General features: G+C 73.3%; 22 protein-coding genes and 1 pseudogene. 8 read left to right on the top strand and 15 right to left on the bottom strand.

The features are described 5' to 3' along the window. Nucleotides 1-39: 39 nt before the first annotated feature. Complete coding sequence (locus ACFY30_RS03110) at nt 40-948, bottom strand: LysR family transcriptional regulator (protein WP_390843434.1); 909 nt, start codon at nt 946-948, stop codon at nt 40-42. Nucleotides 949-1,028: 80 nt separating this feature from the next. On the opposite strand from ACFY30_RS03110, the gene ACFY30_RS03115 reads away from it, so the two are divergent. The 3 genes from ACFY30_RS03115 to ACFY30_RS03125 all read left to right on the top strand — a co-directional run bounded on the left by ACFY30_RS03115 (nt 1,029) and on the right by ACFY30_RS03125 (nt 3,471). Continuing rightward, on the top strand, nt 1,029-1,697 hold the full coding sequence (locus ACFY30_RS03115) for an MOSC domain-containing protein (protein ID WP_390843435.1): 669 nt from the start codon (nt 1,029-1,031) through the stop codon (nt 1,695-1,697). Between the two features lie 96 nt (nt 1,698-1,793). Continuing rightward, nucleotides 1,794-2,567, top strand: a complete 774-nt coding sequence (locus ACFY30_RS03120) for an SDR family NAD(P)-dependent oxidoreductase (protein ID WP_390658194.1) — start codon at nt 1,794-1,796, stop codon at nt 2,565-2,567. Between the two features lie 196 nt (nt 2,568-2,763). Continuing rightward, entirely contained in the window at nt 2,764-3,471 is a 708-nt protein-coding gene (locus ACFY30_RS03125; protein WP_390843436.1) for an ester cyclase, read from the top strand. Nucleotides 3,472-3,603: 132 nt separating this feature from the next. Here the strand turns inward: ACFY30_RS03125 and groL are convergent, their stop codons facing one another. From groL to ACFY30_RS03145, 4 genes are all read right to left on the bottom strand, one after another. Further along, nucleotides 3,604-5,229 carry a chaperonin GroEL gene (groL, locus tag ACFY30_RS03130; protein ID WP_390843437.1) on the bottom strand — a complete coding sequence of 542 codons (1,626 nt, stop codon included), beginning with the start codon at nt 5,227-5,229 and terminating at the stop codon, nt 3,604-3,606. A 122-nt stretch (nt 5,230-5,351) separates the two neighbouring features. After that, the gene (gene groES / locus ACFY30_RS03135; protein WP_039652762.1) at nt 5,352-5,660 is read right to left on the bottom strand and encodes a co-chaperone GroES; all 309 of its coding nucleotides are present in this window, start codon (nt 5,658-5,660) and stop codon (nt 5,352-5,354) included. 169 nt (nt 5,661-5,829) lie between these two features. Further along, nucleotides 5,830-6,723 carry a polysaccharide deacetylase family protein gene (locus tag ACFY30_RS03140; protein ID WP_390843438.1) on the bottom strand — a complete coding sequence of 298 codons (894 nt, stop codon included), beginning with the start codon at nt 6,721-6,723 and terminating at the stop codon, nt 5,830-5,832. Between the two features lie 14 nt (nt 6,724-6,737). Beyond that, the gene (locus ACFY30_RS03145; RefSeq protein WP_390843439.1) at nt 6,738-7,634 is read right to left on the bottom strand and encodes a polysaccharide deacetylase family protein; all 897 of its coding nucleotides are present in this window, start codon (nt 7,632-7,634) and stop codon (nt 6,738-6,740) included. A 419-nt stretch (nt 7,635-8,053) separates the two neighbouring features. Between ACFY30_RS03145 and ACFY30_RS03150 the strand changes: the two genes are divergently transcribed. Beyond that, nucleotides 8,054-9,250 (top strand): methyltransferase domain-containing protein, encoded by a 1,197-nt coding sequence (locus ACFY30_RS03150; protein ID WP_390843440.1) that lies wholly within the window; start codon nt 8,054-8,056, stop codon nt 9,248-9,250. On the opposite strand, the gene ACFY30_RS03155 is transcribed toward ACFY30_RS03150, so the two are convergent. From ACFY30_RS03155 to ACFY30_RS03180, 6 genes are all read right to left on the bottom strand, one after another. Continuing rightward, a complete protein-coding gene (locus tag ACFY30_RS03155; protein ID WP_390843441.1) occupies nt 9,228-11,273 on the bottom strand; it encodes a cell wall-binding repeat-containing protein in 2,046 nt (681 codons plus the stop codon). The genes ACFY30_RS03150 and ACFY30_RS03155 overlap by 23 nt on opposite strands. A gap of 163 nt (nt 11,274-11,436) precedes the next feature. Further along, nucleotides 11,437-12,705 carry an RNA polymerase sigma factor gene (locus ACFY30_RS03160; protein WP_390843442.1) on the bottom strand — a complete coding sequence of 423 codons (1,269 nt, stop codon included), beginning with the start codon at nt 12,703-12,705 and terminating at the stop codon, nt 11,437-11,439. 46 nt (nt 12,706-12,751) lie between these two features. Next, on the bottom strand, nt 12,752-13,108 hold the full coding sequence (locus ACFY30_RS03165) for a YciI family protein (RefSeq protein ID WP_390843443.1): 357 nt from the start codon (nt 13,106-13,108) through the stop codon (nt 12,752-12,754). Nucleotides 13,109-13,328: 220 nt separating this feature from the next. Beyond that, the gene (locus ACFY30_RS03170; protein ID WP_390843444.1) at nt 13,329-14,390 is read right to left on the bottom strand and encodes an LCP family protein; all 1,062 of its coding nucleotides are present in this window, start codon (nt 14,388-14,390) and stop codon (nt 13,329-13,331) included. Nucleotides 14,391-14,505: 115 nt separating this feature from the next. After that, nucleotides 14,506-15,879: an endo-1,4-beta-xylanase gene (locus tag ACFY30_RS03175; RefSeq protein WP_390843445.1), complete on the bottom strand. Its 1,374-nt coding sequence runs from the start codon at nt 15,877-15,879 to the stop codon at nt 14,506-14,508. A gap of 113 nt (nt 15,880-15,992) precedes the next feature. Then, nucleotides 15,993-17,051 carry a LacI family DNA-binding transcriptional regulator gene (locus ACFY30_RS03180; protein WP_390843446.1) on the bottom strand — a complete coding sequence of 353 codons (1,059 nt, stop codon included), beginning with the start codon at nt 17,049-17,051 and terminating at the stop codon, nt 15,993-15,995. Between the two features lie 161 nt (nt 17,052-17,212). Here ACFY30_RS03180 and ACFY30_RS03185 point away from each other — a divergent pair, with 161 nt between their 5' ends. From ACFY30_RS03185 to ACFY30_RS03195, 3 genes are all read left to right on the top strand, one after another. After that, nucleotides 17,213-19,525: a glycoside hydrolase family 3 N-terminal domain-containing protein gene (locus ACFY30_RS03185; protein WP_390843447.1), complete on the top strand. Its 2,313-nt coding sequence runs from the start codon at nt 17,213-17,215 to the stop codon at nt 19,523-19,525. Nucleotides 19,526-19,594: 69 nt separating this feature from the next. Then, nucleotides 19,595-21,049, top strand: coding sequence for a M48 family metalloprotease (locus ACFY30_RS03190; protein ID WP_390843448.1), 1,455 nt, complete (start codon nt 19,595-19,597; stop codon nt 21,047-21,049). Nucleotides 21,050-21,407: 358 nt separating this feature from the next. Next, nucleotides 21,408-22,367: a hypothetical protein gene (locus ACFY30_RS03195; RefSeq protein WP_390843449.1), complete on the top strand. Its 960-nt coding sequence runs from the start codon at nt 21,408-21,410 to the stop codon at nt 22,365-22,367. A gap of 351 nt (nt 22,368-22,718) precedes the next feature. Here ACFY30_RS03195 and ACFY30_RS03200 read toward each other — a convergent pair. The 4 genes and pseudogenes from ACFY30_RS03200 to tsaB form a co-directional block, all read right to left on the bottom strand. Continuing rightward, nucleotides 22,719-22,970 (bottom strand): annotated as a pseudogene (locus ACFY30_RS03200) (hypothetical protein); the annotation flags it as partial. Then, nucleotides 22,967-24,058, bottom strand: a complete 1,092-nt coding sequence (tsaD, locus tag ACFY30_RS03205; protein ID WP_390658175.1) for a tRNA (adenosine(37)-N6)-threonylcarbamoyltransferase complex transferase subunit TsaD — start codon at nt 24,056-24,058, stop codon at nt 22,967-22,969. The gene tsaD and the pseudogene ACFY30_RS03200, both read right to left, overlap by 4 nt. After that, nucleotides 24,051-24,590 (bottom strand): ribosomal protein S18-alanine N-acetyltransferase, encoded by a 540-nt coding sequence (gene rimI / locus ACFY30_RS03210; RefSeq protein ID WP_390658174.1) that lies wholly within the window; start codon nt 24,588-24,590, stop codon nt 24,051-24,053. The genes tsaD and rimI overlap by 8 nt, the downstream gene beginning before the upstream one ends. Then, complete coding sequence (gene tsaB / locus ACFY30_RS03215) at nt 24,587-25,240, bottom strand: tRNA (adenosine(37)-N6)-threonylcarbamoyltransferase complex dimerization subunit type 1 TsaB (RefSeq protein ID WP_390843450.1); 654 nt, start codon at nt 25,238-25,240, stop codon at nt 24,587-24,589. The genes rimI and tsaB overlap by 4 nt, the downstream gene beginning before the upstream one ends. A 166-nt stretch (nt 25,241-25,406) precedes the next feature. On the opposite strand from tsaB, the gene ACFY30_RS03220 reads away from it, so the two are divergent. Further along, a complete protein-coding gene (locus tag ACFY30_RS03220) occupies nt 25,407-25,955 on the top strand; it encodes a hypothetical protein (RefSeq protein WP_390843451.1) in 549 nt (182 codons plus the stop codon). The last annotated feature ends 171 nt before the right edge of the window (nt 25,956-26,126 follow it).

Here is a 26,126-nt window from a genome sequence, read left to right on the forward strand (position 1 = left end):
CACGCATGCGTGCCCGCCTCTCTCACGTGACCGGGGTCCTCACTTGGCCCGCGCCGCGCGTCCCAGCTGCTCCAGCGTCGCCGCCACGGCCGGCACCTGTGCCAGATCGGGCAGCGTGAGCGCGACGATCTCCCGCCGCACCGCCGGCTCCAACGTCACCGCGCGCGCCCCACGGGGCCGTACGGACTCGATCGCGAGCTGAGGCAGGACGGCCACGCCCAGACCGGCGCCGACCAGCCCGACGACCGCCGGGTAGTCGTCGGTCGCGAAGTCGATGCGGGGCGTGAAGCCCGCCCGCTCGCACACCTCCACCAGCTGGCCCCGGCAGCGCGGACAGCCCGCGATCCACGGCTCGGCGGCCAGTTCGCCGATGGCGACGGCCGACGCGTGGGCGAGCCGGTGCCGCTCCGGCACGAGGGCGACCAGCCGGTCCGTCAGCAGGGGCCGTACGACCAGGTCGCCCCACTCCTCGGTCTGATCCGCGCCCGGCACGCGCGCGTAGCGGAACGCGAGCGCGACGTCGCAGTCACCGTTGCGCAGCGCCTCCACCGACTCGGGCGGTTCGGCCTCCTCCAGGGAGACACGGGTGCCGGGGTGGTCGGCGCGCAGGGCGGCGAGGGCGGTGGGGACGAGCGCGGAGCTGCCGCTGGGGAAGGAGACCAGGCGGACCCGGCCGGCCCGCAGGCCCGCGATGGCGGCGACCTCCTCCTCGGCGGCGGTGAGGCCGGAGAGGATCCCGGCCGCGTGCCGCACGAGGGCCTCGCCCGCCTGCGTCAGGCGCATCTCCCGACCGCTGCGGACCAGCAGGGGCGTGCCCACGGACGCCTCCAGGGCCTTCATCTGCTGGCTGACCGCCGGCTGGGTGCAGCCGAGCTCGCGCCCGGCCGCCGAGAAGGAGCCGGTGGCGGCGACGGCGCGCAGCACACGGAGATGACGGGCCTCGATCACCCTCCGAGCATAAGCGCACCTTGGGTCCGGCGTCGAAAAATGCGTCGACACTTTGAGCCCGGGTCGCCTACCGTGCGTCCATGAGGCTTCTCTCCGTCAATGTGGGCCGTGCGAAGGCCGTCCCCTACTCCGACCACCCGCAGGGGCTGACCGGCATCGACAAGCGCCCGGTGGAGGGGCCGGTGCGGATCTCGGCGCCGGGACCCAAGGGCGTCGGAGGCAGCGGGCTGGCCGGGGACACGGTGTGCTCCCTGATCCACCACGGCGGCAACGACCAGGCGGTGTACGCCGTCGCACGCGAGGACCTCGACGACTGGGAGCGCGAGCTGGGGCGCACGCTGGCCGACGGCATGTTCGGCGAGAACCTCACCACCACCGGCCTCGACGTCTCGGACGCGCGGATCGGCGAGCGCTGGCGGATCGGCCTCGACGTGGTGCTGGAGGTGACCACGGGCCGGATACCCTGCCGCACCTTCCAGGGCCACGTGGGTGAGCGCAGGTGGGTCAAGCGGTTCACGGCGAAGGCGGCGACCGGCGCCTATCTGCGGGTGATCGAGCCGGGTGAGGTCCGCGCGGGGGACGCGATCGAGATCGTCCACATCCCGGAGCACGAGGTGACGGCCCGGATGGCGTTCCAGGCGAGCACCACGCACCGGGAGCTGCTGCCCCGGCTGCTCGCGGCGGGCGAGGCCCTGCACCCGGAGGCGCTGGCGGCGGCCCGCGCGTACGTGGAGCGGCACGGCGGCTGAACCGCTGTCACGGGAAGGAAGCGCACGGCGCCTTCACGTTCGGCAGGCCCCGTGCAGAGAACGGACCCCTGGACTCCGGGTCACTACGCTTCTGCCATGACAACGGCTCTCATCACGGGTTCGACCGCGGGCATCGGTGCCGCGTTCGCCCGCAGACTGGCGGCGGACGGGCATGATCTCGTCCTCGTCGCACGCGACACCAAACGGCTGCGCGAGCAGGCGACCGAACTGCACGACCGGCACGGCATCGAGGCGGAGGTGCTGACCGCCGACCTCGCCACGGACACCGGCATCGAGGCGGTGGCCGCCCGGCTCGGCGACCGCAAGAACCCCGTCGACCTGCTGATCAACAACGCGGGCTTCGGCAACAAGGGGCGCTATCTCGACGTCTCGATGGCCGACGAGCTGCGGATGCTCAAGGTGCACTGCGAGGCGGTGCTGCGGCTGACCTCGGCGGCGACGGCGACCATGCGGGAGCGGGGCCGCGGCGGGGTCGTCAACGTCGCGTCCGTGGCGGCGTTCGTGCCGCGCGGGACGTACGGGGCGTCGAAGGCGTGGGTCGTGCAGTTCACGCAGGGCGCGGCCAGGGACCTGGCGGGCAGCGGGGTGCGGCTGATGGCGCTGTGCCCGGGTTTCGTGCGGACCGAGTTCCACGAGCGGGCCGGGATGGGCACGGACAACATCCCGGGCTGGATGTGGCTGGACGCGGACAAGCTGGTCGCGGCCGCGCTGCACGACCTGGCGCGCGGGAAGTCGCTGTCGATTCCCGACCCGCGCTACAAGGCGCTGATGGGCCTGGTGAAGGTGACGCCCCGCTCGCTGCTGGGCGGGATCAGCTCCAGGACCGGACGGAAGTACGGCCCCCGGTAGGGGCGATCGGCGTACGGCCCTCAGGTGGTTGACGGACGTACGGCTTTGTGAAGGTGTGGGACGTACGGCTCGGCAGGAGGCGGACGGGGCTCGGCAGTAGGGGAACGGGCCTCGCCGGCAAGCGGGTGACGTCGCCGCTCCGGTGGGAAGATGGGCGTGTCAGAAGACCGGACCCAGGGGGGCCGGAGGCGGCGTCATGACGTTCGTACAGCTCATCGACTGCAAGACCAGTCGGTTCGACGAGATGAACCGGCTGATGGACACATGGGTCGAACAGACCAAGGGGAAGCGCACGGCGACGCACGCGGTGGTCGGCAAGGACCGCTCGGACGCGTCGCACTTCATCGAGATCGTGGAGTTCCCGTCGTACGAGGAGGCGATGCGGAACTCGAACCTGCCCGAGACCGACAAGGTCTTCCGGGATCTGGTGGCCCTGTGCGACGAGATGCCGACGTTCACGGATCTCGACGTCGTCCGGGACGAGAAGTTGTACGCGGAGACGTCGCGGCGCTTCTTCGAGACGGTGGCCCTGCACGGGGAGCTGCCTCCGCTCGACGGCCTGCTCGCCCAGGACTACCACGACCACGATCCGTCCAACGAGCAGGACACCATCGGGATGGACGCGATGCGCCGCGACGTGGAGAGGTGGCGCGGCGGCTTCGACTTCTCCTTCGACATCGAGGACCAGCTCGCCCAGGACGACCGTGTGTGCAGCAGGTGGACCTGGCGCGGCGCCCACAAGGGCGAGTTCATGGGCCTCCCGGCCACCGGCAGGCAGGTCACCATGACCGGGACGACCGTCCACCGCTTCGACCGGAGCGGCAAGATCGCCGAGGCCTGGTGGCAGTACGACCGACTGGGCCTGATGGCGCAACTGGGCGCCCTGGACGCACTGGAGACCTGACGGCGAAGCCGTCGGGGCGGGCGGGGTCCCGTCTGAGGATCACCCGCGGTGTCCGCGGACGCGCCGATGCCCGGCCCCCCGTGTCTGCGGGGGCCGGGCATCGGTGGTGCCGGGTGGTGCGGGCGCCTTGAATCAGTGGGCGTGGCCGTGGCCGTGACCCGCGGCGGCCGGCTCCTCCTCTTCCTTCTTCTCGACGACCAGGGTCTCGGTCGTCAGGAGGAGGGAGGCGATGGAGGCGGCGTTCTCCAGGGCGGAGCGGGTGACCTTGACCGGGTCGATGACGCCGGCCTTGACCAGGTCGCCGTACTCGCCGGTCGCGGCGTTGAAGCCCTGGCCCTTCTCGAGCTCGGCGACCTTGGAGGTGATGACGTAGCCCTCCAGGCCGGCGTTCTCGGCGATCCAGCGCAGCGGCTCGACGACGGCGCGGCGGACGACGGCGACACCGGTGGCCTCGTCGCCGGTCTTGCCGAGGTCGCCCTCGAGGACCTTCGCGGCGTGGACCAGAGCGGAGCCACCACCGGAGACGATGCCCTCCTCGACCGCGGCGCGGGTCGCGGAGATGGCGTCCTCCAGACGGTGCTTCTTCTCCTTCAGCTCCACCTCGGTGGCGGCGCCGACCTTGATCACGCACACGCCGCCGGCCAGCTTGGCGAGGCGCTCCTGGAGCTTCTCGCGGTCCCAGTCGGAGTCGGTGTTCTCGATCTCGGCCTTGATCTGGGCGACGCGACCGTGGACGTCCTCGGTCTTGCCGGCGCCGTCGACGATCGTGGTGTCGTCCTTGGTGACGGTGACGCGGCGGGCGGAGCCGAGCACGTCGATACCGACCTGGTCGAGCTTGAGGCCGACCTCCTCGGAGATGACGGTGGCGCCGGTGAGGGTGGCCATGTCCTGCAGCATCGCCTTGCGGCGGTCACCGAAGCCGGGAGCCTTGACGGCGACCGCGTTGAAGGTGCCGCGGATCTTGTTGACGACGAGGGTGGAGAGCGCCTCGCCCTCCAGGTCCTCGGCGATGATCAGCAGCGGCTTGGAGGAGTTGGTCTGGATGACCTTCTCCAGCAGCGGCAGCAGGTCGGCGATCGAGGAGATCTTGCCCTGGTTGATGAGGATGTAGGGGTCCTCCAGGACGGCCTCCATGCGCTCCTGGTCCGTCACGAAGTACGGCGACAGGTAGCCCTTGTCGAAGGCCATGCCCTCGGTGAAGTCCAGCTCCAGACCGAAGGTGTTGGACTCCTCGACGGTGATGACACCGTCCTTGCCGACCTTGTCCATCGCCTCGGCGATGAGCTCGCCGACCTGCTGGTCCTGGGCGGACAGCGCGGCGACGGCGGCGATGTCGGACTTCTCGTCGATCGGGCGGGCCGTGGCGAGCAGGTCGTCGGAGACGGCCTTGACCGCGGCGTCGATGCCCTTCTTCAGGGCGGCCGGGGAGGCACCGGCGGCGACGTTCTTCAGGCCCTCGCGCACCAGCGCCTGGGCGAGCACGGTGGCGGTGGTGGTGCCGTCACCCGCGATGTCGTTGGTCTTGGTCGCCACCTCCTTCACCAGCTGCGCGCCGAGGTTCTCGTACGGGTCCTCGATCTCGACCTCGCGGGCGATGGTGACGCCGTCGTTGGTGATGGTCGGGGCGCCGAACTTCTTGTCGATGACGACGTTGCGACCCTTGGGGCCGATCGTCACCTTGACCGTGTCGGCCAGCTTGTTGACGCCGCGCTCGAGGGCGCGACGGGCGTCCTCGTCGAACTTCAGGATCTTCGCCATGACAGCGGGAGCCCTCTCGGAAATCTGTGGGTGAAAAAGGCACTGCGCCCCGGGCGCCCGGCTTCTTGTGTGGTCGCGGGGGCCAGGGGCGCAGCGTCAAGCATCAAAAGTGCTCGGGTGAACTACTTCTCGATGATCGCGAGGACGTCGCGAGCCGAGAGGACGAGGTACTCCTCGCCGTTGTACTTCACCTCGGTGCCGCCGTACTTGCTGTACAGGACGACGTCGCCGACCTTGACGTCGAGCGGAAGACGCTCGCCGTTCTCGAAGCGGCCCGGGCCCACGGCGAGGACGGCGCCCTCCTGGGGCTTCTCCTTCGCGGTGTCCGGGATGACCAGGCCAGAGGCCGTGGTCTGCTCGGCGTCGAGCGGCTGGACCACGATACGGTCCTCGAGCGGCTTGATGGCAACCTTGGAGCTGGCGGTCGTCACGATCCGACCTCCCCCTTCGGAGATCTCACGGGGTTAACTGTCTGAGGTGGCGACCAGGTCGATCCGTCGTCGCGGGTGCCGGACCTGCCCGTCGCGTTGTTGGCACTCTCCAGTGGGGAGTGCCAGAGCCGAGACTATGACCGTGATTAGCACTCGGTCAAGCGGACTGCTAATGCCCGCGGCGCGTCGGTGGGGTTTTCGGCCCTGAACGGCCCTCTTCCCCGACCGCCGGACGGGCTGGAGGCCGCCGGCCGGCGCTGAGGAGTCCCAGGAGATGGTCCTCCAGCCTGCCCACCGTCAGCCCCCGCTCCCGCACCCGGCGCAGCAGGCGTGCCGTCCGTTCCCGCAGGCCCGGACCGGCCGTCTCGTCCGGGTCGACGGCGATGATGTCGCCGGGGCGGAGGTCCGGCGTGCCGTGGGTGTAGGTGAGGTCGGCCGGGCCCATGGCGGCGCGCCACAGGACGACGGCCGCGATGCCGCAGTCGGCCGCGGCGCGCAGCGTGGTGGTGTCGTAGGTGCCATAGGGCGGGCGGAAGAGGCGGGGGCGCAGGCCGAAGCGGGAGCGGAGTTTCTCCTGCTGGCCGCAGATCTCGGCGCGCTGTCCGGCGTAGGGGAGGCCGCGCAGGGCCGCGTGGTCGAGGGTGTGGTTCTGGAGCGTGGCGCCGACCGAGCGCAGGCGGGCGAAGTGGCCGTAGCCGGGCCCGACCACGCTGTCGGTGAGGAACACGCTGACGGGCAGGCGGAGTTCGCGGACCATGTCGACGAAACGGGGGTCGCGTTCGGCGCCGTCGTCGTAGGTGAGGAAGACGACCTTGTCGCGGGTGGGGATGTGGTCGACGACCGGCGGGAGGGCCGCCCGGGCGGGGCTGCCGGACAGCGGTCCCGAGGACCGGGCGGGTGCGGGGGCCGCCGCCGACGGGGCCCGGCGGCGGTGGGCCTGTCCGGTGGCCGGGGCCTGCGGGCGCACCCGTTCCGCCGCCTTCCTGCCCAGCCGTTCGATCGGGTCGACGGACTGGGCACAGCCGCCCAGTGCGGTCACCGTCAGTGCCAGCAGTACGGCCACCGGCCCCCGCGTCCTCACAGGTAGTCCTCCAGGCGTGCCACCGCGTACCCCTTCTCCGTGACCTTGTTCAGGAACCGGCGGACCATGTCGGGCATCGTGCCCTTCCAGTCGCCCCGGCCGCGGAAGTGGCTCAGGACGATGTCGCCGGGGTGGAGGTCCCGGTCCCACTCGCGGTACTCCCAGTGGTCCGCGAAGACCTCCTCGTCCCAGAGTGGGGCGTACTTCACCCCGCAGGACTTCGCGGCGACCAGCGTGTCGCGGTTGTAGTTGCCGTAGGGCGGCCGGAAGAGGGCGGGGCTCCTGCCGTACCGCTCGCGGATCACCTTCTGCATGCCGCAGATCTCCTCGCGCTGCCGCCGGTAGGACAGGCCGGGGAGGTAGGGGTGGTGGAGGGTGTGGTTGTTCAGGGTCACTCCCGCGGCCTGCATCTTCTTGAAGTACGCGTAGTCGTCGCGGATGAGGTAGTCGCTGAGGAAGGCCGTGTACGGGATCCTCAGTTCGCGCATCATCCGCAGGAACCCCGGGTCCTTCTCGGCGCCGTCGTCGATGGTGAGGAAGACGACCCTGTCCCTGGTGGGGATGGTGGTGAAGACGGGCGGGAGTCCGAGTTCCTCGTGGTCGCGCACCTCGAAGCCGTCCCGGGTGGTGATCCCGGACTTCTTCGCGGGCGGGGCGGGCGGGGTCAGCGGGACCTTCCTCAGGCCCCAGCGCCGGGCGGCGGCGACCCTGGCCGTCTGTTCGGCGCGGAGGCGGTCGGCGTAGGAGTGGAGGGCGCGGACCTGGGGCGCGGCCTCTCCGGCCTGCTGGCCGGGGGCGGGGTCGGGGTCGGTTCCGGCGCCGGCCGGGTCACCGCCCTCCGCGCAGCCCGCCACGATCGCGGTCACGGCCAGCAGCGCGATGCCACCCCGCACCCCGGCCCGCCGGCCCCCACCGCCGCGCCCGCGCACTCCGGCCCGCCGGCCCCCGTCACCCCACGCCCGCACACCGGCCCACCGGCCCCCGTCGCCCCGCCCCCGCTCCCCGGTCCGCCCGGCCCCACCGGTCGCCCCGGTCGTCCCACCGGTCGTCCCACCGGCCGTCCCGCCCGCAGCGGCCCCCTCCCTCCCGGAACCCGCCCCCTGCCCGTCAGCATCATTTTTGTCATTTTGTACGACAGATCCCATGGCGCCGGATCTTCCCAGCCCCGGCCCCGGGACCCGCCCCGACACCGCCGCCGGAGCCGCCCCGTCCACCGACCGGACCACAGGAGGAACGGCTGCCGGACAGCGGCCGCGGCGGCGTGCGGCGGCCGGCGGCCCCACGCGGGGCTCCCCTGACCGACAATGACCCCGTGAACGACCTCGCCCCGCTCCTCACCCCCGAGGGCCGCGCCCTCCTCGACGCCGTGCGGGGGACCGCCCCCGCCGACGAGCTCGCCGTCGCCACGCGGCTGCGCCGCGAGCACCCCGCCGAGCTGGTGTCGGCGGCGCTCGGACAGGCCCGGCTGCGGCAGCGGGCGGTGGCGAAGTTCGGGGCCGAGGACGCCGGGCGGATGTTCTTCACGCCCCACGGGGTCGAGCAGTCGACGCGGGCGAGCGTGGCCGCGTACCGGGCCGAGCGGATGAGGAAGCTCGGGGTGACCTCCGTCGCCGACCTGTGCTGCGGGATCGGTGGGGACGCCATCGCCCTCGCCCGGGCGGGGATCAGGGTCCTGGCCGTCGACCGCGATCCGCTGACGGCCGCGGCCGCGCGGGCCAACGCGGACGCGCTCGGGCTCGCCGGCCTGGTCGACGTACGGGAGGCGGACGTGACGGAGGTGGACACGAGCGGCTACGACGCCGTGTTCGTCGATCCCGCGCGGCGCGGGGGGCGTGGGCGGATCTTCGATCCCGAGGCCTACTCCCCGCCCCTCTCCTGGGCCGTGTCGGCCGCCCGCTCCGCTCCCCGCGCCGCTCTGAAGATCGCGCCCGGCGTTCCGCACGAGGCGGTCCCGGACGAGGCCGAGGCCGAGTGGGTCTCGGACGGCGGGGACGTGAAGGAGGCGGTGCTGTGGTTCGGCACCGAGCCGGGGGCCGTACGGGCGACACTGCTGCCGGGGCCGCGGACCCTGCTCGGGACCGGGCTGCCCGATCCGGCCGTCCGGCCGCTCGGCCGCTATCTCTACGAGCCCGACGGCGCCGTCATCCGCGCCCATCTCGTCGCCGAGGTCGCACGGGACCTGGACGGCGGGCTGATCGACGAGACCATCGCGTACGTCACCGCCGACGACCTCCGCCCCACCCCGTACGCCTCCGCCTACGAGATCACCGACCAGCTCCCCTTCAACGTGAAGAAGCTGAAGGCGCTGCTGCGCGAGCGTGAGGTCGGGATCCTGACCGTGAAGAAGCGGGGGTCGGCCGTGGAGCCGGAGGAACTGCGCAGGAAGGTGCTGCCCAAGGGGCACGGGCCGAACTCCGCGACCGTGTTCCTGACCCGCGTGGCGGGGGCCCCGACGATGCTCGTCGGGGCCCCCGCACGGACGGTCGCTACTGCCGGTGGGCCGTCCTGAGCGGCTCCAGGTTCGGGTCGGCCCCGACCGGGCCCGTCCGCTCCACCGTGGCGGCCTGGCCGTCGTTGGTGCGCAGCGCGAAGGTCGTGGCCCGGGTGCTCGCGGGGATGACGCCGTTGTAGTACGGGCGGTAGTCGAAGTAGCTGCTGCCCGCGCTGATCGAGGCGCCCACGGTGTCCAGCGACTGCGGGGTGACCGCGCCGGTGTTGCCGAAGGCGACCGTGAAGCCGGTGCTCGCGGACTCCCGCAGCAGGTAGCTCTTGACCTCGGCGGAGAGGGCGGGGCGGGTGGTCCACAGGAGCGGTCCGAAGACGTTCATGGCGCCGGCCGCGGACACCCCGTCACGCCACTGGCCGGTGAAGGCGAGCGCGGTCTGGCTCGGTGCCGACCACCAGAACTTGGCGAGGTTCACCGAGATCGCCGCGTCCGTGCTGCCCGAGACCGGGTAGTAGGAGTACGTCGACGGCCACCGGGAGAAACCGGTGTGGGTGAGCGCGTACTTCGCCGCCGAACCGACCGGGATGATCATGGTCTTGTCGGGGTTCAGGCTGTTGAGGTACGACTTCACCGACGCGGTCAGCTTCGTGCCGTTGGTGAGGACGACACCGCCGGCGCTGCTGCCGCCGTCGGAGCCGGCCGCCGCCGCGGCGGAGAGGGCCGCGCGGTACTCGGTGCCGCCGGCCAGGAAGACGTACTTCGGGGTGGTGCTGACGGCCTTCGCCACGGCGACCGAGGTCGCGTAACGGTCCGCGCCGGACACCCGCTTCGGGACGTAGCCGAGGGACTTCAGCTGCGTGGCGACCGTGCCGCTGAGGACGGACGTGCCGCCGACGAGGTACACGGTCCTCCCCGGCTTCAGCGCCCGCTTCAGCTCCTTCTTCACCGCCGACGACAGCCCGGACTTCGGGGTCATCAGCAGCGGGCCCTGCTTCTTGCCGGCCAGGGCGGGCGCGGTGACGGAGTACGCCGCGTCGTCCCGGTTGACCAGCACGGCGGACTTGGCGTTCATCAGGCCGGGCACGCTCTCGCCGAGCGTGTTCCAGGTCCAGCGGGAGGAGGCGATGTTGGTGGCGTAGGCGTCCGCGCCCCAGACCCGGCCGACCCCGTTCCTGCGCAGGGGCTGCCAGCTGGGGTTGTTGACGGAGCTGCTGCGCGAGGCGTCCGTGACGGCCGTCAGCGCACCGGTGGCGGTGTCGGCGTACTCGACGGTGTGCACGTCGTTGCTGTACGGCGAGGTGTGGGCGTCGAAGACGATCCGCGTGCCGGTCGGCGACCAGGACGGGTTGGCGTACCAGCGCGGGCCGGTGGTGAGCTGCTTGACGTCGGTGCCGTCCGCGTTCGCGGTGAACACCTGCGGGTTGCCGTCGGTGTCCTTGCGGACGAACGCCAGCTTGGTGCCGTCCGGGGAGTAGGCCGGCTGCTCGGCGTCGGCGAGGACGCGCCGGACGGTCTGCGCGGTGCCGTCGAAGACGTACACGCCGGGCGTGCCGGTGCAGTTGCCGGTGCGGCGCTCGAACGCGAGCAGGCCCGTGGAGCTCACGCTCGGCTCGCTGTCGCAGACCGTGGCCGGCTCCTGGGAGGCCGTCAGCAGCGGACGGGGTGCCCACGAGCCGTCGGAGGGGCCGTAGACGATCTGGCCGCCGGTGGCGAAGACGACGTAACGGCCGCCCCACCAGAAGGCCAGGTCCTCGTACGCGGCGCTGGAGCGCACCCCCTCCGCCCAGGGCAGGGTGATCTTCCCGGTGCCGTTGGGGCGGACGCTGGAGACCTGGCTCCAGGCGGAGATCACCCGGCTGCCGTCGGGGGCCCAGGCGGCGTAGGAGTCGACGTGGGGGATCTGGGTGCCCGAGCCGGTGGCCGGGTCGAGCAGCAGTCCGCCGTCGTTGAGGATCCCGCCCTCGGTGCCGGGCCAGGGCCCGGCGTCGTCGGCGGCGGCGCCGGGTGCGGCGGCCAGGGTGCCCACGGCGGCGAGCGCCGCCGCGGTGGCGAGCGCCGCGGCACGGCGGCGCGTGAACAGTCTCAAGTTGTCGACCCCCACGGATCACGGATCACGGATCACATAGTCAGAAAGTGCCGCGAGCAGGCCGGGTCGGCGTCTCTCCCTGAGAGGTTCCCCCGTCGACCGCACAGCCGTTCCACAGCGACTCGATCACTTTAGTGCTCAACAGCGCCTGCGGGGAACAGAGTTACGCGTCACAGGACTCGGCCCGCGCCAGCAGCAGCTGCCGCTCCCGGGCGTTGCCCGTCAGCTCAGCGGCCCGTTCGAACTCGGCCCTCGCCTCCCCCGTACGGCCCAGGCGCAGCAGCAGGTCGCCGCGCACGCTGGGCAGGAGGTGGTAGTCGCGCAGGGCCGGTGCGGCGGCCAGGGTGTCGACGATCTCCAGGGCGGGGGCCGGGCCGTCGGCCATCGAGACGGCGACCGCGCGGTTGAGCTCGACGACCGGGGACGGGGCGCGGGCGGCCAGGAGGCCGTAGAGGGTGGCGATGGCGGCCCAGTCGGTGTCCTCGTAGGTGTGGGCGTGCGCGTGGCAGGCGGCGATGGCGGCCTGGAGGGCGTACGGGCCCGGGGCGCCGCCGGCGGTGGCGCCGGCCCGGTCGAGGGCGGTGATGCCGCGGGCCACGAGCATGCGGTTCCAGCGGCGGCGGTTCTGGTCCGGCAGGAGGACGGGGGTGCCGTCGGGGGCGGTGCGGGCGGCCGTGCGGGAGGCCTGGAACTCCAGCAGGGAGACGAGGCCGTGCACCTCGGGCTCCTTGGGCATCAGCGCGGCCAGCTGCCGGGCCAGCCGCAGCGCGTCCTCGCACAGTGCCGGGCGCAGCAGGTCGTCGCCCGCGGTGGCCGCGTACCCCTCGTTGAAGATCAGGTAGATCACGTCGAGGACCGAGCCGAGCCGGGCCTCGCGGTCGGGGCCGTACGGCACCTCGAAGGCGACGTTCTTCGTGGCCAGGGTCCGCTTCGCCCGCACGACGCGCTGCGCGACCGTGGGCTCGGGGACGAGGAAGGCGCGGGCGATCTCGGCCGTGGTGAGGCCGCCGAGCAGGCGCAGGGTCAGGGCGGTGCGGGCTTCCGGGGACAGCACCGGGTGGCAGGTGGTGAAGACCAGCCTGAGCAGGTCGTCGTCGATGTCGTCGGGGCCGGGGGGCTCCTGCGCGGGAGCCGTCGTCTCCAGGGTGCGGCCGATCTCCTGGAGCTTGCGGGCGTAGTTCTCGCGGCGGCGGACCAGGTCGACGGCACGGCGGCGGGCGGTGGTGGTGAGCCAGGCGCCCGGGTTGTCGGGCACGCCGTCGCCCGGCCACTGCTCCAGGGCGGCGACCAGGGCGTCCTGCGCCAGTTCCTCGGCGATGCCGACGTCCCGGACGACCCGGGTGACGGCGGCGACGACGCGGGGGAACTCCAGACGGAAGACGGTCTCGATGGCGGCGGAGGCGCGGGGGGCGAGGGCGGGCTGCTGTTCCACAACCCACCATCGAACACCCCGTGCGCCACCCGGCCAAGCGGAACCCTCAGCCCTCCGCGATCTCCCGCACCTCGCAGGTCACGGTCCAGAAGTCCTCGTGCACCTTCAGGAACCGCTTGGTCCACTCGATCGCCTCGGCCATGTCCTTGCACTGCATGAGCGCGTAGCCGCCGACGACCTCCTTGGACTCCGTGAAGGGCCCGTCGGTGACGGAGATCTGCCCGCCCTCCCAGCGCACCCGGGTGCCCTGAGCGGACGGCGTGAGCCCGGCGGTGTCGAGCATGACGCCCGCCTTGGTGACCTCCTCGATCAGTTCGCCCATCCGCTGCATCAGCTCGGGGCTGGGGCCCTCGGCGGGGGCGGAGGCCTCGTCGATCTTCACGAGCGACAGGTAACGGGGCATGGTGACTCCCTCGGGACGGAAGACTCGTGCGGTGCACGCGTACGGTGCCGAGTCTCGCGGGCGGGGCCTCTCCCCGCCTCTCACCCCTGCGTCGAACGGGAGACGGCGGGATCGACACCCGCGCCGGAATTTTCCGGGGAGATTTTCCCGGCCGGCGTTTCCGCAGGCCGGGCACCCTCTCGGTGCATCACCCCGGCCTCCCGCGGGGGTCGGCCGTGACTCACTTCAGCGACTTCCAGAGCTTGGTCGCCGCCGGTTCCTGGGCCACCACCCGGTTGGGGTCGGAAGGGGCCGTGACCACCGGCATGGTGACCGTCTCGACGTGGTCGGCGGTCAGGCCCTCCAGGCTCCGGCCGAGTTCGGTCAGTTCGGCGAGGGAGTCCAGGCCGGTGTCGGTGGTGAGGCTGCCGGTGATCGCGTCGGCGACCTCGTAGAGCTTGCCGGGGCTGGTCAGCAGGTTCGTGGCGGCGATCTGCTCCAGCAGGGCCTTGACCAGCTTCTGCTGGAGCTTGATCCGGCCGAGGTCGCTGCCGTCGCCCATGCCGTGCCGGGTGCGGGCGAGCGCGAGGGCCCGCTTGCCGTTCAGATGATGGGTGCCGGCCGCGAGGTGGAGGTGGCTGTCGTCGTCGTCGATGTCCTCGTCGGTGGTGACGGTGACCCCGCCGAGCGCGTTCACCAGCTTGGCGAAGCCCGAGAAGTCGACCTCGACGCAGTGGTCCATACGAACGTCCGTGACCGCCTCGACGGTCTTGACCGCGCACACCGGCCCGCCCAGCGAGTAGGCGGAGTTGAACATCACGCCGTAGGCCGCCGCCGACGTGCCGCCGGAGGACAGCGGGCAGGACGGGCGGGTGACGAGGGTGTCGCGCGGGATGCTGACCACGGTGGCGCCGGTCCGGCCCGCGTCGATGTGCACGACCATCGCCGTGTCGGAGCGGGCGCCGGAGCTGTCGCCGCCGCCGAGTTCCTGGTTCTCCTCGCCGCTGCGCGAGTCCGAGCCCAGGACCAGGATGTTGACGGCCCCGGTGGGCGGCGGGGAGGCCGAGGCGGACGCCGAGCCCGAGGGGGTGGGGGTCGTGACCGACTTCGCGGGGCGGTTGTCGCCGAGCGCGCCGTCGATGTCGACGCTCTTGATGTTGTCGTTGAGGTGCCAGTAGGCCCAGCCCGCCGTCCCGGTGCCCAGCACCAGGGCGGCGGCCAGCGTGAGGCCGGCGGCCTTCAGCACTCCCGGCCGCCGGCCCGCTCTTCTGCCGTCTTCGCCGTGCTCCTCGTGTCGCGTCACGGGGAGGAACGTAGGTCCGGTTTATTAGCGGACTGTTAGGACCGGGCGCGGCGGCGGCATTTCTCGTGAAAATCTCACGATTCTCAGCGCGTCGTCACCTCGGGCCCCTTTCGCCTCAGCCCAGTGTCACCGTGGGCACCGGGTTGCTCCCGCTCCAGCTCGCGTTGAACCCGAAGCTCACCGAACCCCCGTCCGGCACCGACCCGTTGTACGAGGCGTTCACGCACGACACCGCCGCCCCGGACTGGGTGCAGGTCGCGTTCCACGCCTGCGTGATCTGCTGGCCGGCGCCGTACGTCCAGGTCACCTTCCAGGAGGACAGCGAGGCCCCCGAGCAGGAGATCGTGACGTTCCCGGTGAACCCGGTGTTCCACTGGCTGCCCACACCGTACGCCGCCGTGCACGCCCCGGTGGGCGGCGGCGTGGTCGTGCCCCCGAGCGCCTCGGCGATGCCGTAGTACGCCGGTTTCGGCGCGTAGTTCGCGTCGTACGGCGTCGCCGCCCCGTAGCCCGGGAAGGTGCCGTCCACCCAGGAGTCCGAGTCGGCGAAGCCCCAGACGGTGAGGTTCACGCAGCGCGCGACCGCGACGCAGGCGGCGGTGACCGCCTTGTAGTCGGCCTTCTGCTGGGCGAGCTTGGTGCTGTCGGCGGGCAGCGCCATCCGGATGTCCAGCTCGGTGATCGCCACGTCGACGCCGAGGTCGGCGAAGCGCTGGATGTTCTGCTGGAGCGTCGAGGGCACCTGACCGAGGATCAGATGGGCCTGGAGCCCGACCCCGTCGATCGGGACCCCGCGCTCCTTCAGCGACTTGACCAGGTTGTACAGGGCGGTGCTCTTCGCGTTGACGCCCTCGACGTTGTAGTCGTTGATGTACAGCTTGGCGGCCGGGTCGGCGGCCCGCGCCCAGGTCAGGGCGTTGGCGATGTAGTCCGCGCCGAGGCCGTTGTACCAGAGGGTGGAGCGGTAGGTGCCGTCCTCGTTGAAGGGCTCGTTGACCACGTCCCAGGCGGCGATCTTCCCCCGGTAGCGGCCGGCCTCGGTGCTGATGTGGTTCTGCAGGAGCGTGCTCAGCTGGGCGGACGTCCAGCTGCCGTTGGTCAGCCAGCTCGGGTTCTGGCTGTGCCAGACCAGGGTGTGGCCGCGCACCTGCTGGCCGTGGGCCTCGGCGAAGGCCACGATCTGGTCGGCCTCGGCCCAGTTGAAGCTCCCCTGGGTCGGCTCCACCGAGCCCCACTTCATGGCGTTGCCGGGGGTCAGGGAGCCGAACTGCGCCCCGGCGATGTCGCCGTAGGTCCCGGTCAGCTTGGAACCGGTGACCGCCGTGCCGATGACCTTGCCCTGGGCGGCGCCGAGGTCGCGCAGTGGGGTGTCGGCGGCATGGGCGGCGGGCGCGCCCGCCGTGAGCAGGGCACCGACGGTGGCCGCTCCGGCGAGCAGGGCGGCGAGACGTGCGCGGAGGGAACGGTACGACGAGCTGGAGGATCTCATTGCGGGTGCCTCCGAAAGTTTCGGTCGTGCAACCGATTGACTTCGGAGGAGTGTGGAGGCGTCCACCCCACTCGTCAATACGTCACCTTCCAGCCACGCCCGCCCCAGGAGACCTACGGGAGCGGCGGCGCCCCCGTGCTCGCCCGCACCACGAGACTCGTCGCCAGTTCGACCCGCGTCGCCGCCGGCGCCTCCCGCGCGGAGGACCGCCCCAGCTCCAGCACCAGCCGGGCCGCCGCCTCCGCCATCTCGGTCAGCGGCTGGCGCACGGTCGTCAGCGGCGGCCCCACCCAGCGCGCCACCGGCAGATCGTCGAAGCCGACCACGCTGACGTCCTCCGGGATGCGCAGCCCCAGTTCACGGGCGGCCTCGTAGCAGCCGAGGGCCTGCAGGTCGTTGCCGGCGAAGACGGCGGTGGGCCGGTCGGGCCGGTCGAGCAGCTCACGGCCGAGCCGGTAGCCCGTCTCGTGGTGGAAGTCCCCGGTCTTGATCAGGCCGGCGTCGACCGGCAGCCCCGCCGTCTCCAGCGCCGCCCGGTAGCCGTCGATCCGGGCCCGGCTGCACATCATCTGCGACGGCCCGCTGATCGCCCCGATCCGCCGGTGCCCCAGCTCGACCAGGTGCCGGGTGGCGGCCAGCCCGCCCTGCCAGTTGGTGGCCCCGATGGACGGCACGTCGGCGCCCGGGTCACCGGCCGGGTCCATCACCACGAACGGGATGGAGCGGCTGGTCAGCAGCGCGCGCTGGGACTCGTCCAGCCCGGACAGCACCAGCACGACCCCGTGCGGGCGGCGGGCGGCGACCTGGTCGGCCCAGGTCCGGCCGGGGGTGAGCCGGCCTGCGCTCTCGCTCAGCACCACGCTCAGCCCGGCGTCCCGCGCCACGTTCTCCACGCCCCGGATGACCTCCATCGCCCAGGCGCTCTCCAGTTCGTGGAAGACGAGGTCGATCAGGGGTGAGCGGGTGGCCTCGGCGCGCCGGCGCCGGTAGCCGTGGGCGCGCAGCAGGTCCTCGACGCGGGTGCGGGTCGCGGGGGCGACATCGGCGCGGCCGTTGAGGACCTTCGAAACAGTCGGCGCCGAGACGCCGGCCTCGCGGGCGATCTCCGCGAGGGTGGCGGTCTGCGCCGGCCGCGTTTCCGTCCGCGTTTCTGCGGGCTCCGAGGGTGTCATGGCGGCGATCGTATCCCCGCGCGGCCTCTTGACGAAGCTACTGCCAAGCCATAGGTTCCCGGAACATTCGGAATGCAGCTCGAAACATTCGTAATCTTGTCCACAGAACGCTCTGTCGCACTGCCCACCTGGTGGATCACCGGCGCCCTGACAGGAGTTTCATGACCACCGCCCCCTGGCGTGACCGCGCTCTGCCCGCCGCCACCCGTGTCGACGACCTGCTCTCCCGGATGACCCTGGAGGAGAGGACCGCCCAGCTGTACGGCGTGTGGGTCGGCGCCGCGACGGACGGCGAGGGAGTCGCCCCGCACCAGCACGACATGACCGCCGACGTCGCCGTCGACTTCGCCGAGCTGATCACCCGGGGGCTCGGCCAGCTGACCCGTTCCTTCGGCACGGCCCCGGTGGACCCGGCGCTCGGCGCCCGCGCCCTGGCCCGCGCCCAGCGCCAGATCACCGAGGCCGGCCGCTTCGGCATCCCGGCCGTCGCCCACGAGGAGTGCCTGGCCGGCTTCACCGCCTGGCAGGCCACCGCCTATCCGGTCCCGCTCGCCTGGGGCGCCGCCTTCGACCCGCCGCTGGTGGAGGAGATGGGCCGGGCGATCGGCCGCGACCTGCGCGCGGTCGGGGTCCACCAGGGACTGGCCCCCGTCCTGGACGTCGTCCGCGACCCGCGGTGGGGGCGGGTCGAGGAGACCATCGGCGAGGACCCGTACCTGGTCGGCACGGTCGGCACGGCCTACGTCCGCGGTCTGGAGTCCGCGGGCGTCGTCGCCACGCTCAAGCACTTCGCCGGGTACGCCTCCTCCGCGGGCGCCCGCAACCTGGCCCCGGTCCGGGCGGGCACCCGCGAGTTCGCCGACGTGACGCTTCCCCCCTTCGAGATGGCGCTGCGCGAGGGCGGCGCCCGCTCGGTGATGGCCGCCTACACGGAACGGGACGGCGTGCCCGCCTCCGCCGACCCCGAGCTGCTGACCCGGCTCCTGCGCGACGAGTGGGGCTTCACGGGCACGGTCGTCGCCGACTACTTCGGCATCGCCTTCCTGCAGACCCTGCACCGGGTGGCCGGCACCCCGGCCGAGACGGCACGCCTCGCGCTGGAGGCCGGCATCGACGTCGAGCTGCCGACGGTGAAGCACTACGGCGAGGCGCTGGTCGCGGCCGTCCGGGCGGGCGAGATCCCGGAGGAACTGGTCGACCGGGCGGCCCGCCGCGTGCTGCTCCAGAAGTGCGAGCTGGGCCTGCTGGACGAGGACTGGCAGCCGGAGACCCCCGAGCCGGTCGACCTCGACCCGCCGGCGAACCGCGCGCTGGCCCGCCGGCTGGCCGAGGAGTCGGTGGTCCTGCTGGACAACCCGGACGGCCTGCTCCCCCTCGCCCCCGACACGAGGATCGCGGTGGTGGGCCCCAGGGCGGCGGACGCGCTCGCCATGCTCGGCTGCTACTCCTTCCCGTCGCACGTCCTCACCCACCACCCCGAGGTGGACACGGGCATCGGCATCCCGACCCTGCTGGAGTCCCTGCGGACCGAACTCCCGGACGCGAAGGTGACGTTCACCGAGGGCTGCGGGGTCTCGGACCCGGACCCGTCCGGATTCACGGAGGCCATCACCCGCGCCTCGGAGGCCGACGTGTGCGTGGCCGTCCTCGGCGACCGGGCCGGCCTGTTCGGCCGGGGCACCTCGGGCGAGGGCTGCGACGTGGCCGACCTGAACCTGCCGGGCGTCCAGGGCGACCTGCTGGACGCGCTGATCGCGACGGGCGTCCCGGTGGTCCTGGTCCTCCTCACCGGCCGCCCGTACGCACTCGGCCGCTGGCACGGGCGGCTGGGCGCGGTCGTCCAGGCCTTCTTCCCCGGGGAGGAGGGCGGCCCGGCAGTGGCCGGCGTGCTGTCGGGCCGCGTCAACCCCTCCGGCCGCCTCCCGGTGAGCGTGCCGCGCGTGCCGGGCGGCCAGCCCTGGACCTACCTCCAGCCGCCGCTGGGCCTGGCGGGCCAGGTCAGCAGCCTGGACCCGACCCCGCTGTACGCCTTCGGCCACGGCCGCTCGTACACGACCTTCGTCTGGGAGGACTTCACCGGCGGCCCGGACCAGGAGATCGGTACGGACGGCTCGTACGACGTGTCGGTGACCGTCCGCAACACCGGGGACCGGGCGGGTGCGGAGGTCGTCCAGCTGTACCTGCACGACCCGGTGGCGAGCGTGACGCGTCCCGACGTACGGCTGATCGGCTACCAGCGGCTGGAGCTGGAGCCCGGCGCGTCGGCCCGCGTGACCTTCGGCTTCCACGCCGACCTGTCCGCCTTCACCGACCGCTCGGGACGCCGGGTGATCGAACCGGGGGACCTGGAACTGCGGCTCGGGACGTCCAGCGCCGAGGTGCGGAAGGTGGCCCGGGTGCGGCTGACGGGGGCGGTGCGGGAGGCCGGGGCGGGGCGGCGGCTGCGGTGCGACGTGCGGGTTTCGCGTAATTGAGGTGCGGCAGGCGGGTGTCGGCGTGGCAGAATCCGCCGACACCCACCCGCGCGACGGGAACCACCGCCCATGGACACCCCCATACCGGAGCCGCCCCCGCGGCACACCGCCCGGCCCTGGCTGCTGGGCGCCGCCCTGCTGGCCCTGAGCGGGCTCCCCGCCGCCGCCGTCGGCACGGCTCTGCTCGCCGGCGCCCTGCTGTGGGGCCCGGACTGGTCGCCCCTCGCCCCCGTGCTGCTGTTCTGGTTCGGCATCACCGGCGCCGTCGCACGCGAACGCGGACCGCTGCCCGGGCGCGCCGTGAACCCCGGCGACGAACCCGAACTGGCCGCGCTCGTCCGGGACGTGGCCGAGCGGCTCGGCTTCCGCGCACCCCTGCTCGTGCGGATCGTGCCGGGCGTCCAGGCATCCCTGGGACGGGTCCGGGTCGCCGGGGTGCGCTCCCACGTCCTGCTCCTCGGTCTGCCCCTGCTGCGCACCCTCACGGAGGCCGAGCTCGCCTCCGTGATCGCCCACGAACTGGCCCACGAACGCCACACCGGCAGCCGCGGCGACACCTTCCTGCGGTACGCCCGTTCCCGCCTCGCCCACCGCCTGGAGGGCCGCGTCCGCCCCCTCGCACCCCTGGCGGCCCCGCTGCTGCGCGCCTCCCGGCCCGTCCTCTGGCAGGCGGAGACGGCCGCCGACGCCGACGCGGCCCGCGTCGCCGGGGCCGAGGCCACGGGGGCGGCCCTGCGCCGGACCGTAGCGCTGCACGCCGTCTTCGAGGGTCTCGGCGAGACCTGGCTGGCCGGGCTGGCCGAACGGGACGCCTGGCCCGCGGACTTCTACGACGCCCTCGACACCGCTCTCGCCGACCCGCACGTGGCCCGCCGCGCCGCCCGTACCGCCGCCGACGAGGACGCGCTCGACCCGTACGACACGGCCGACCACCCGCCCGTGACGACCCGCCTGGCCGCCCTGCCCGCGCTTCCGGGCACGGGGACGTACGGCGGCGGGCCGGTCCCGCTGCGGCAGGCGGCGGAGACCGCCCGCTGGTGCGTCCACCGTCTCGCCCTCCAGGACGGCGAGGAGGAGGACGACGTGGAGCCGGTACGGCTGCTCGGCCTCGACCCCGACGAACTGCGCGGACTCGACGACGGCACAGGCACGGCCCTGCTGTTCCGGGCCACCGGCCACGACACCCCGGCGGCCGCGGTCGCGGCGGCCCTGGACTCGCTCGCCGACGGCACCTGGCAGCGGCTCGCCCGCCGGCTGGAGCCCGGGCTGCGGTGGGCACCCCCTGCGGTACACGGACAACTGGCCCGCACGGTCTATGCCGCGGCGGTGGCCGGGGCGCTGGCCGAGGTGCTGGAGACATCCGGGTGGACCCCGGCGACCCGCTGGATGACGACGGTCCTGACCGCCCCGGACGGCCGGACGGTCGACCTGCGCGAACTGCTCGGCGAGGCCGTGTCCGCCGCCGACCCGTCCGGGCCCCGCGCCCTGCTCCCCCACGCCCGCCCCGAGGAGACCCCCGCATGAGACACCCCCTACGCGCGGGGCTCCTCGGCACGGCCGTCACCGCCCTCGGCCACACCCTGCCCGCCACCCGGCCCGCCACCCCCACCCGACGCCACCCCCCACGCCCGCCCCGAGGAAACGCCCGCATGAGACACCCCCCGCGCGCGGATCTCCTCGGCGTGGCCGTCACCCCTCCTCGGCCACCACCCGCTCGCCCACCGGCTCAGCACCCACACCCGACACCAGCCCCACACCCGCCCCGAGAAGACGCCCGCATGAGACACCCCCCGGGCACGGGCCTCCTCGACACGGCCACCACCCTCCTCGGCCACCACCCGCTCGCCGCCCGCACCCACACCCGCCCCAAGGAGGCGCCCGCATGAGACACCCCCTGCGCACGGGGCTCCTCGGCGTGGCCGTCACCGTCCTCGGCTACGCCCTGTTCGCGGCCTGGCTGGGCGTGCACGCCGGACGTTACCTGGACGCCCGTGACCGGGCCACGGCCCGCACGGCCGGTGTGATCGTCGAGGACGGCATCGGCGACGAAGAGGACGTCCGTGTCCGCTGGACGGACGGCGACGGACACCTCCACGTCCAGCGTTTCGGCGTCTACGACACCGGCCGCTACGGCAAGGGCGAGGACTTCCCCGTCGCCTACGACCCCGCGGCCGACCACCCCCGGGGCTTCCCGGCCGACCCGGACGAGACGGCGGAGGAGGACGACCTCGTCGTTCCGGTCTTCCTGGGCGCCGCGGTGGCCCTCCCTCTGACCCTCGTCTGGCTCTGGCGCGGCCTGCGCTTCCGGCTGACCGCCCGCCGCCCCGGCCGCCCGATGACGGCCCGGGTCCGGGTGGGCACCCGCCGGGCGTCCTGGCGTGCCCCGACGGCGACCTGGCTGGAGCTGAGCGCACCCGAGGGCCGGCACTGGCAGCGGGTCATGTGGCATCCCGCCCTGCACGAACCGCCGGCCGAACTGCCCGTGACCGTGCACGGCGCGCCCCCCGGCAGCCGCCGCCCCGCCGTGCCCGTGCTGCCCGACGGCACCCGCCTGGTCCCCCTCGGGCGGCTGCGGGAGCGTCCCCCGGCCGCCGTGCTCTTCCACGACGACGAGACCGTGCGCGCGGACCTGCGGGACGCCTTCGTCCTCCCGCCGGGCGCCGCCGTACACCCCGTGCCTGCCTGGCACGCGGGACTGCGGACCGCCGCCGCCGGCGCCGCCCTCGGCACCGTCGTGGGACTCGTCATGACCCACGCGACCCTGACCGGCACCGTGGCCGTCGCCCTCTCCTGCACGGCCCTGGTCACCTCGGTGTGGACCCTGTCGGCCCCCCAGCCGTGACGGCCGCGGCCGTCACCGCCGGCGGACGCGGGGACCGGGCCCGTGGCCCGGCTCGGCGGTGCGCTCCGCGCCGGTGGCGAAGTACCGCGTCACGTACTCCCCCGGCGGCAGGGTGCTCTCGCGCATGAGCGAGAAGACCTCGGCGCCCTGTCCGGGCGCCCCGCCCAGTGCGTAGACCTCGGCGAAGCGGACGTACTCGACCTCGTCGAGCGCCTCGCAGTACGCGGCGGCCTCCGTCTCCGCGCGGGCGATCGCCTCGTCGGGCGAGTCGGCGGTCCACAGGGTGACGCGCTCCTCGTAGACGCCCAGCGGTCCGTGCCGGAAGACGCAGCGGACGGCGTACCAGGCACGCTCGACCGGCTCGAAGCGCCAGCGGTGGACCGGACGGGTCACCAGATCCGCCGCGGGTTCGGGGAGTTCGGGCAGGCCGGTGGCGTCGGGGTCCGCGTCCCACCACGTGATGACCAGGACGCGGTCCTGGGGGGCGCGGAAGGTCTCGCGGCGCAGGGGGCGTTCCGGGAGGGGCTGGGCCTCGGCCCAGGCGAGGAGTTCGCCGCCGCGGCCTTCCACCGCCCGGGCCTCCCACATCAGTGCGACCGTCATGAGTAGAGGTTGTCCTTGGCGACCTCGTGCACATGGTCGTGGTCCCGGCCGGGGACGTGCGGGTCCGTCACCGGGAGGGAGGAGTCCGCCGAGAGGTCCCAGCCCGACGCCGCCCGGTTGCGCGCCACCATCTCGGCGCCCAGGGCGGCCACCATCGCGCCGTTGTCCGTGCACAGCTTGGGGCGGGGTACCCGGAGCCGGATGCCCGCCGCCTCGCAGCGCTCCTGGGCCAGGGCGCGCAGCCGGGAGTTGGCGGCGACGCCACCGCCGATCATCAGGTGGTCGACGCCCTCGTCCTTGCAGGCGCGAACGGCCTTGCGGGTCAGCACGTCCACCACCGCCTCCTGGAAGGAAGCCGCCACGTCCCGCACCGGGACCTCCTCGCCGGCCGCGCGCTTCGCCTCGATCCAGCGGGCGACGGCCGTCTTCAGGCCGGAGAAGGAGAAGTCGTACGCCGGGTCGCGCGGGCCGGTCAGGCCGCGCGGGAAGCTGATGGCCGCCGGGTCGCCCTCGCGGGCGTAGCGGTCGATGACCGGCCCGCCGGGGAAGCCCAGGTTCAGCACGCGCGCGATCTTGTCGAAGGCCTCGCCCGCCGCGTCGTCGATGGTCGCGCCCATGGGGCGGACGTCCGAGGTGATGTCCGAGGACAGCAGCAGGGACGAGTGCCCGCCGCTCACCAGGAGCGCCATCGTCGGCTCGGGCAGCGGGCCGTGCTCCAGCTGGTCCACGCAGATGTGCGAGGCGAGGTGGTTGACGCCGTAGAGGGGCTTGCCGAGGGCGTAGGCGTACGTCTTCGCCGCCGAGACGCCCACCAGCAGGGCGCCGGCCAGACCGGGACCCGCCGTGACGGCGATGCCGTCGAGGTCCTTCGCGCTCACCCCCGCTTCCTTCAGCGCCCGGTCGATGGTGGGGACCATCGCCTCCAGGTGGGCGCGGGAGGCGACCTCGGGGACGACCCCGCCGAAGCGGGCGTGCTCGTCGACGCTGGAGGCGATGGCGTCGGCCAGCAGGGTGGTGCCCCGGACGATGCCGACGCCGGTCTCGTCGCAGGAGGTCTCGATGCCGAGGACGAGGGGTTCGTCAGCCATGGGAGTCGGTTCCTTGGTCTTCTTGTGCTTCTGGTCCTGCTTGGGCCGCGGATGCCGAGGGGTCGGTGAGGCGCATCACCAGCGCGTCCACGTTCCCGGGCTGGTAGTAGCCGCGCCGGAAGCCGATCGGTTCGAAGCCGTGGCGTTCGTAGAGTTTCTGCGCCCGGACGTTGTCCACCCGGCACTCGAGCATCACCTCGGCGCACTCGAAGGCGGTCGCCGCCCGCAGCAGTTCGGTCAGCAGGCGGCTGCCGAGGCCGGTGCCCCACTGCTCGCGGGCGACGGCGATGGTCTGGACGTCGGCGAGGTCTCCGGAGGAGGCGAGGCCGGCGTAGCCGACGACGCGCCCGTCGCCCTGCTCGGCGACGACATAGCGGCGGGTCGCCTCGGGCCCCCGGGAGTGCGCCAGTTCGGACCAGAACATGCCCCGGGACCAGGCGTCCTCGGGGAAGAGGTCCTTCTCCAGTTCCAGCACGGGATCGATGTCCCACCAGCGCATCTCGCGCAGACGCGGCGTCACGGCTTCGGTCACTTGGGGGTGACCACCTTGTAGTTCTTGGGGACCTGGGCGTCGGGCCGGCGCAGGTACAGCGGGCGCGGGGCGGGGAGTTCCTCGCCCGCCGCCAGCCGCTCGGCGGCCAGGGAGGCCAGCGCCGCCGCCGACACGTGCTCCGGCTCGTGCGCGCTCGGGAAGGTGTCCGGGTACAGCAGCGCGCCCGCGCCGACGGCGGGCAGTCCGGCCACCTGCTCGGCGATGTCGGCGGGCCGGTCGACGGCGGGCTCCGTGACGCGGGTGCGGGAGTCGGCGTAGCGCGCCCAGTAGACCTCCTTGCGGCGGGCGTCGGTCGCCACGACGAAAGGGCCGTCGATGTCGGAGGCGTACGCGAGGCCGTCGAGGGTGCACAGCCCGTGCACGGGGACGCCGAGCGCGAGCCCGAAGGTGTCGGCGGTCATCAGGCCGACGCGCAGTCCGGTGTAGGGGCCGGGGCCGATGCCGACGACGATCGCGGTGACGGCGTCGAGCCTGCGGCCCGCCTCGGCGAGGAGCCGGTCGACGGCGGGCAGCAGCAGCTCGCCGTGCCGGCGCGCGTCCACCTGGCTCGAGGAGGCGATGACGTCCGTGCCGTCGTGCAGCGCGACGGTGACGGCGGGAGTGGCGGTATCCAGAGCGAGCAAGAGCACGCAAACAGCCTACGGCTCCCCGGCGCCTGTGTCGGATGTCCAGGTCGGGCCCGCGACGGCTGCTAACGTCGCCGGGAAGCGCGAGATGCGCGGATTGCACCGTTTTACGACGGTGGGCGCGACGGTGGGCGCGCCGACGACGACGATGACGATGAGGTGATCGCTGGTGGCAGTCAGCAGCTCGACGTGCGTCGCCGGGCTCACGGCGGCGGCCCTCGCGACGGTCGGGGTCCTCACCTACCAGGCGTCGGCGAACGTGCCCCCCGGCCTGGCCCGGCCGCACGCGGGCGCCTCCACCGCGGCCGCGAAGGCGCCCCGCGACAGGGCCCACCCCACGGCGCTGCCGACGGGCTCCGGACGCGGCCGGCGGGTCGTGTACTCACTGGACGACAACCGGGTGTGGCTGGTCGGCATGGCCGGCAACGTCGAGCGCACGTTCCCGGTCGCCCCCGGCAGGGTGGACCCGCCCCCCGGCACCTACGCCGTCACCTCCCGCTCGGGCACGGCCACCGGCACCGACGGCACCCCCGTGGAACACGTCGTCCGCTTCGCCACCGTCAACGACGTGACCATCGGCTTCAGCGCGGCGGTGGACGGCTCCCGGCCCGCGCCGGACTCGACGGTGCCGACGGGCGGCATCCGGCAGTCGCGGGCGGACGGCGACGCGATGTGGGACTTCGCGACGATCGGCCAGCGGATCGTGGTGATCCGCTGACCCCCTCACCCGGGCAGCGGGTGCCGGTCCGCCGAACCAACGGGCAGGGGGTGCCGGTCCGCCGAAGCTTCCGACACCCGGGCAGCGGGTGCCGGCCCGCCGAACCACCGGGCAGCGGGTGCCGGCCCGCCGAACCACCGGGCAGCGGGTGCCGGCCCGCAGAACCTTCCG

The organism is Streptomyces sp. NPDC000345 (assembly GCF_042898825.1).
In the GTDB taxonomy this organism is placed as follows: Bacteria; Actinomycetota; Actinomycetes; order Streptomycetales; family Streptomycetaceae; genus Streptomyces.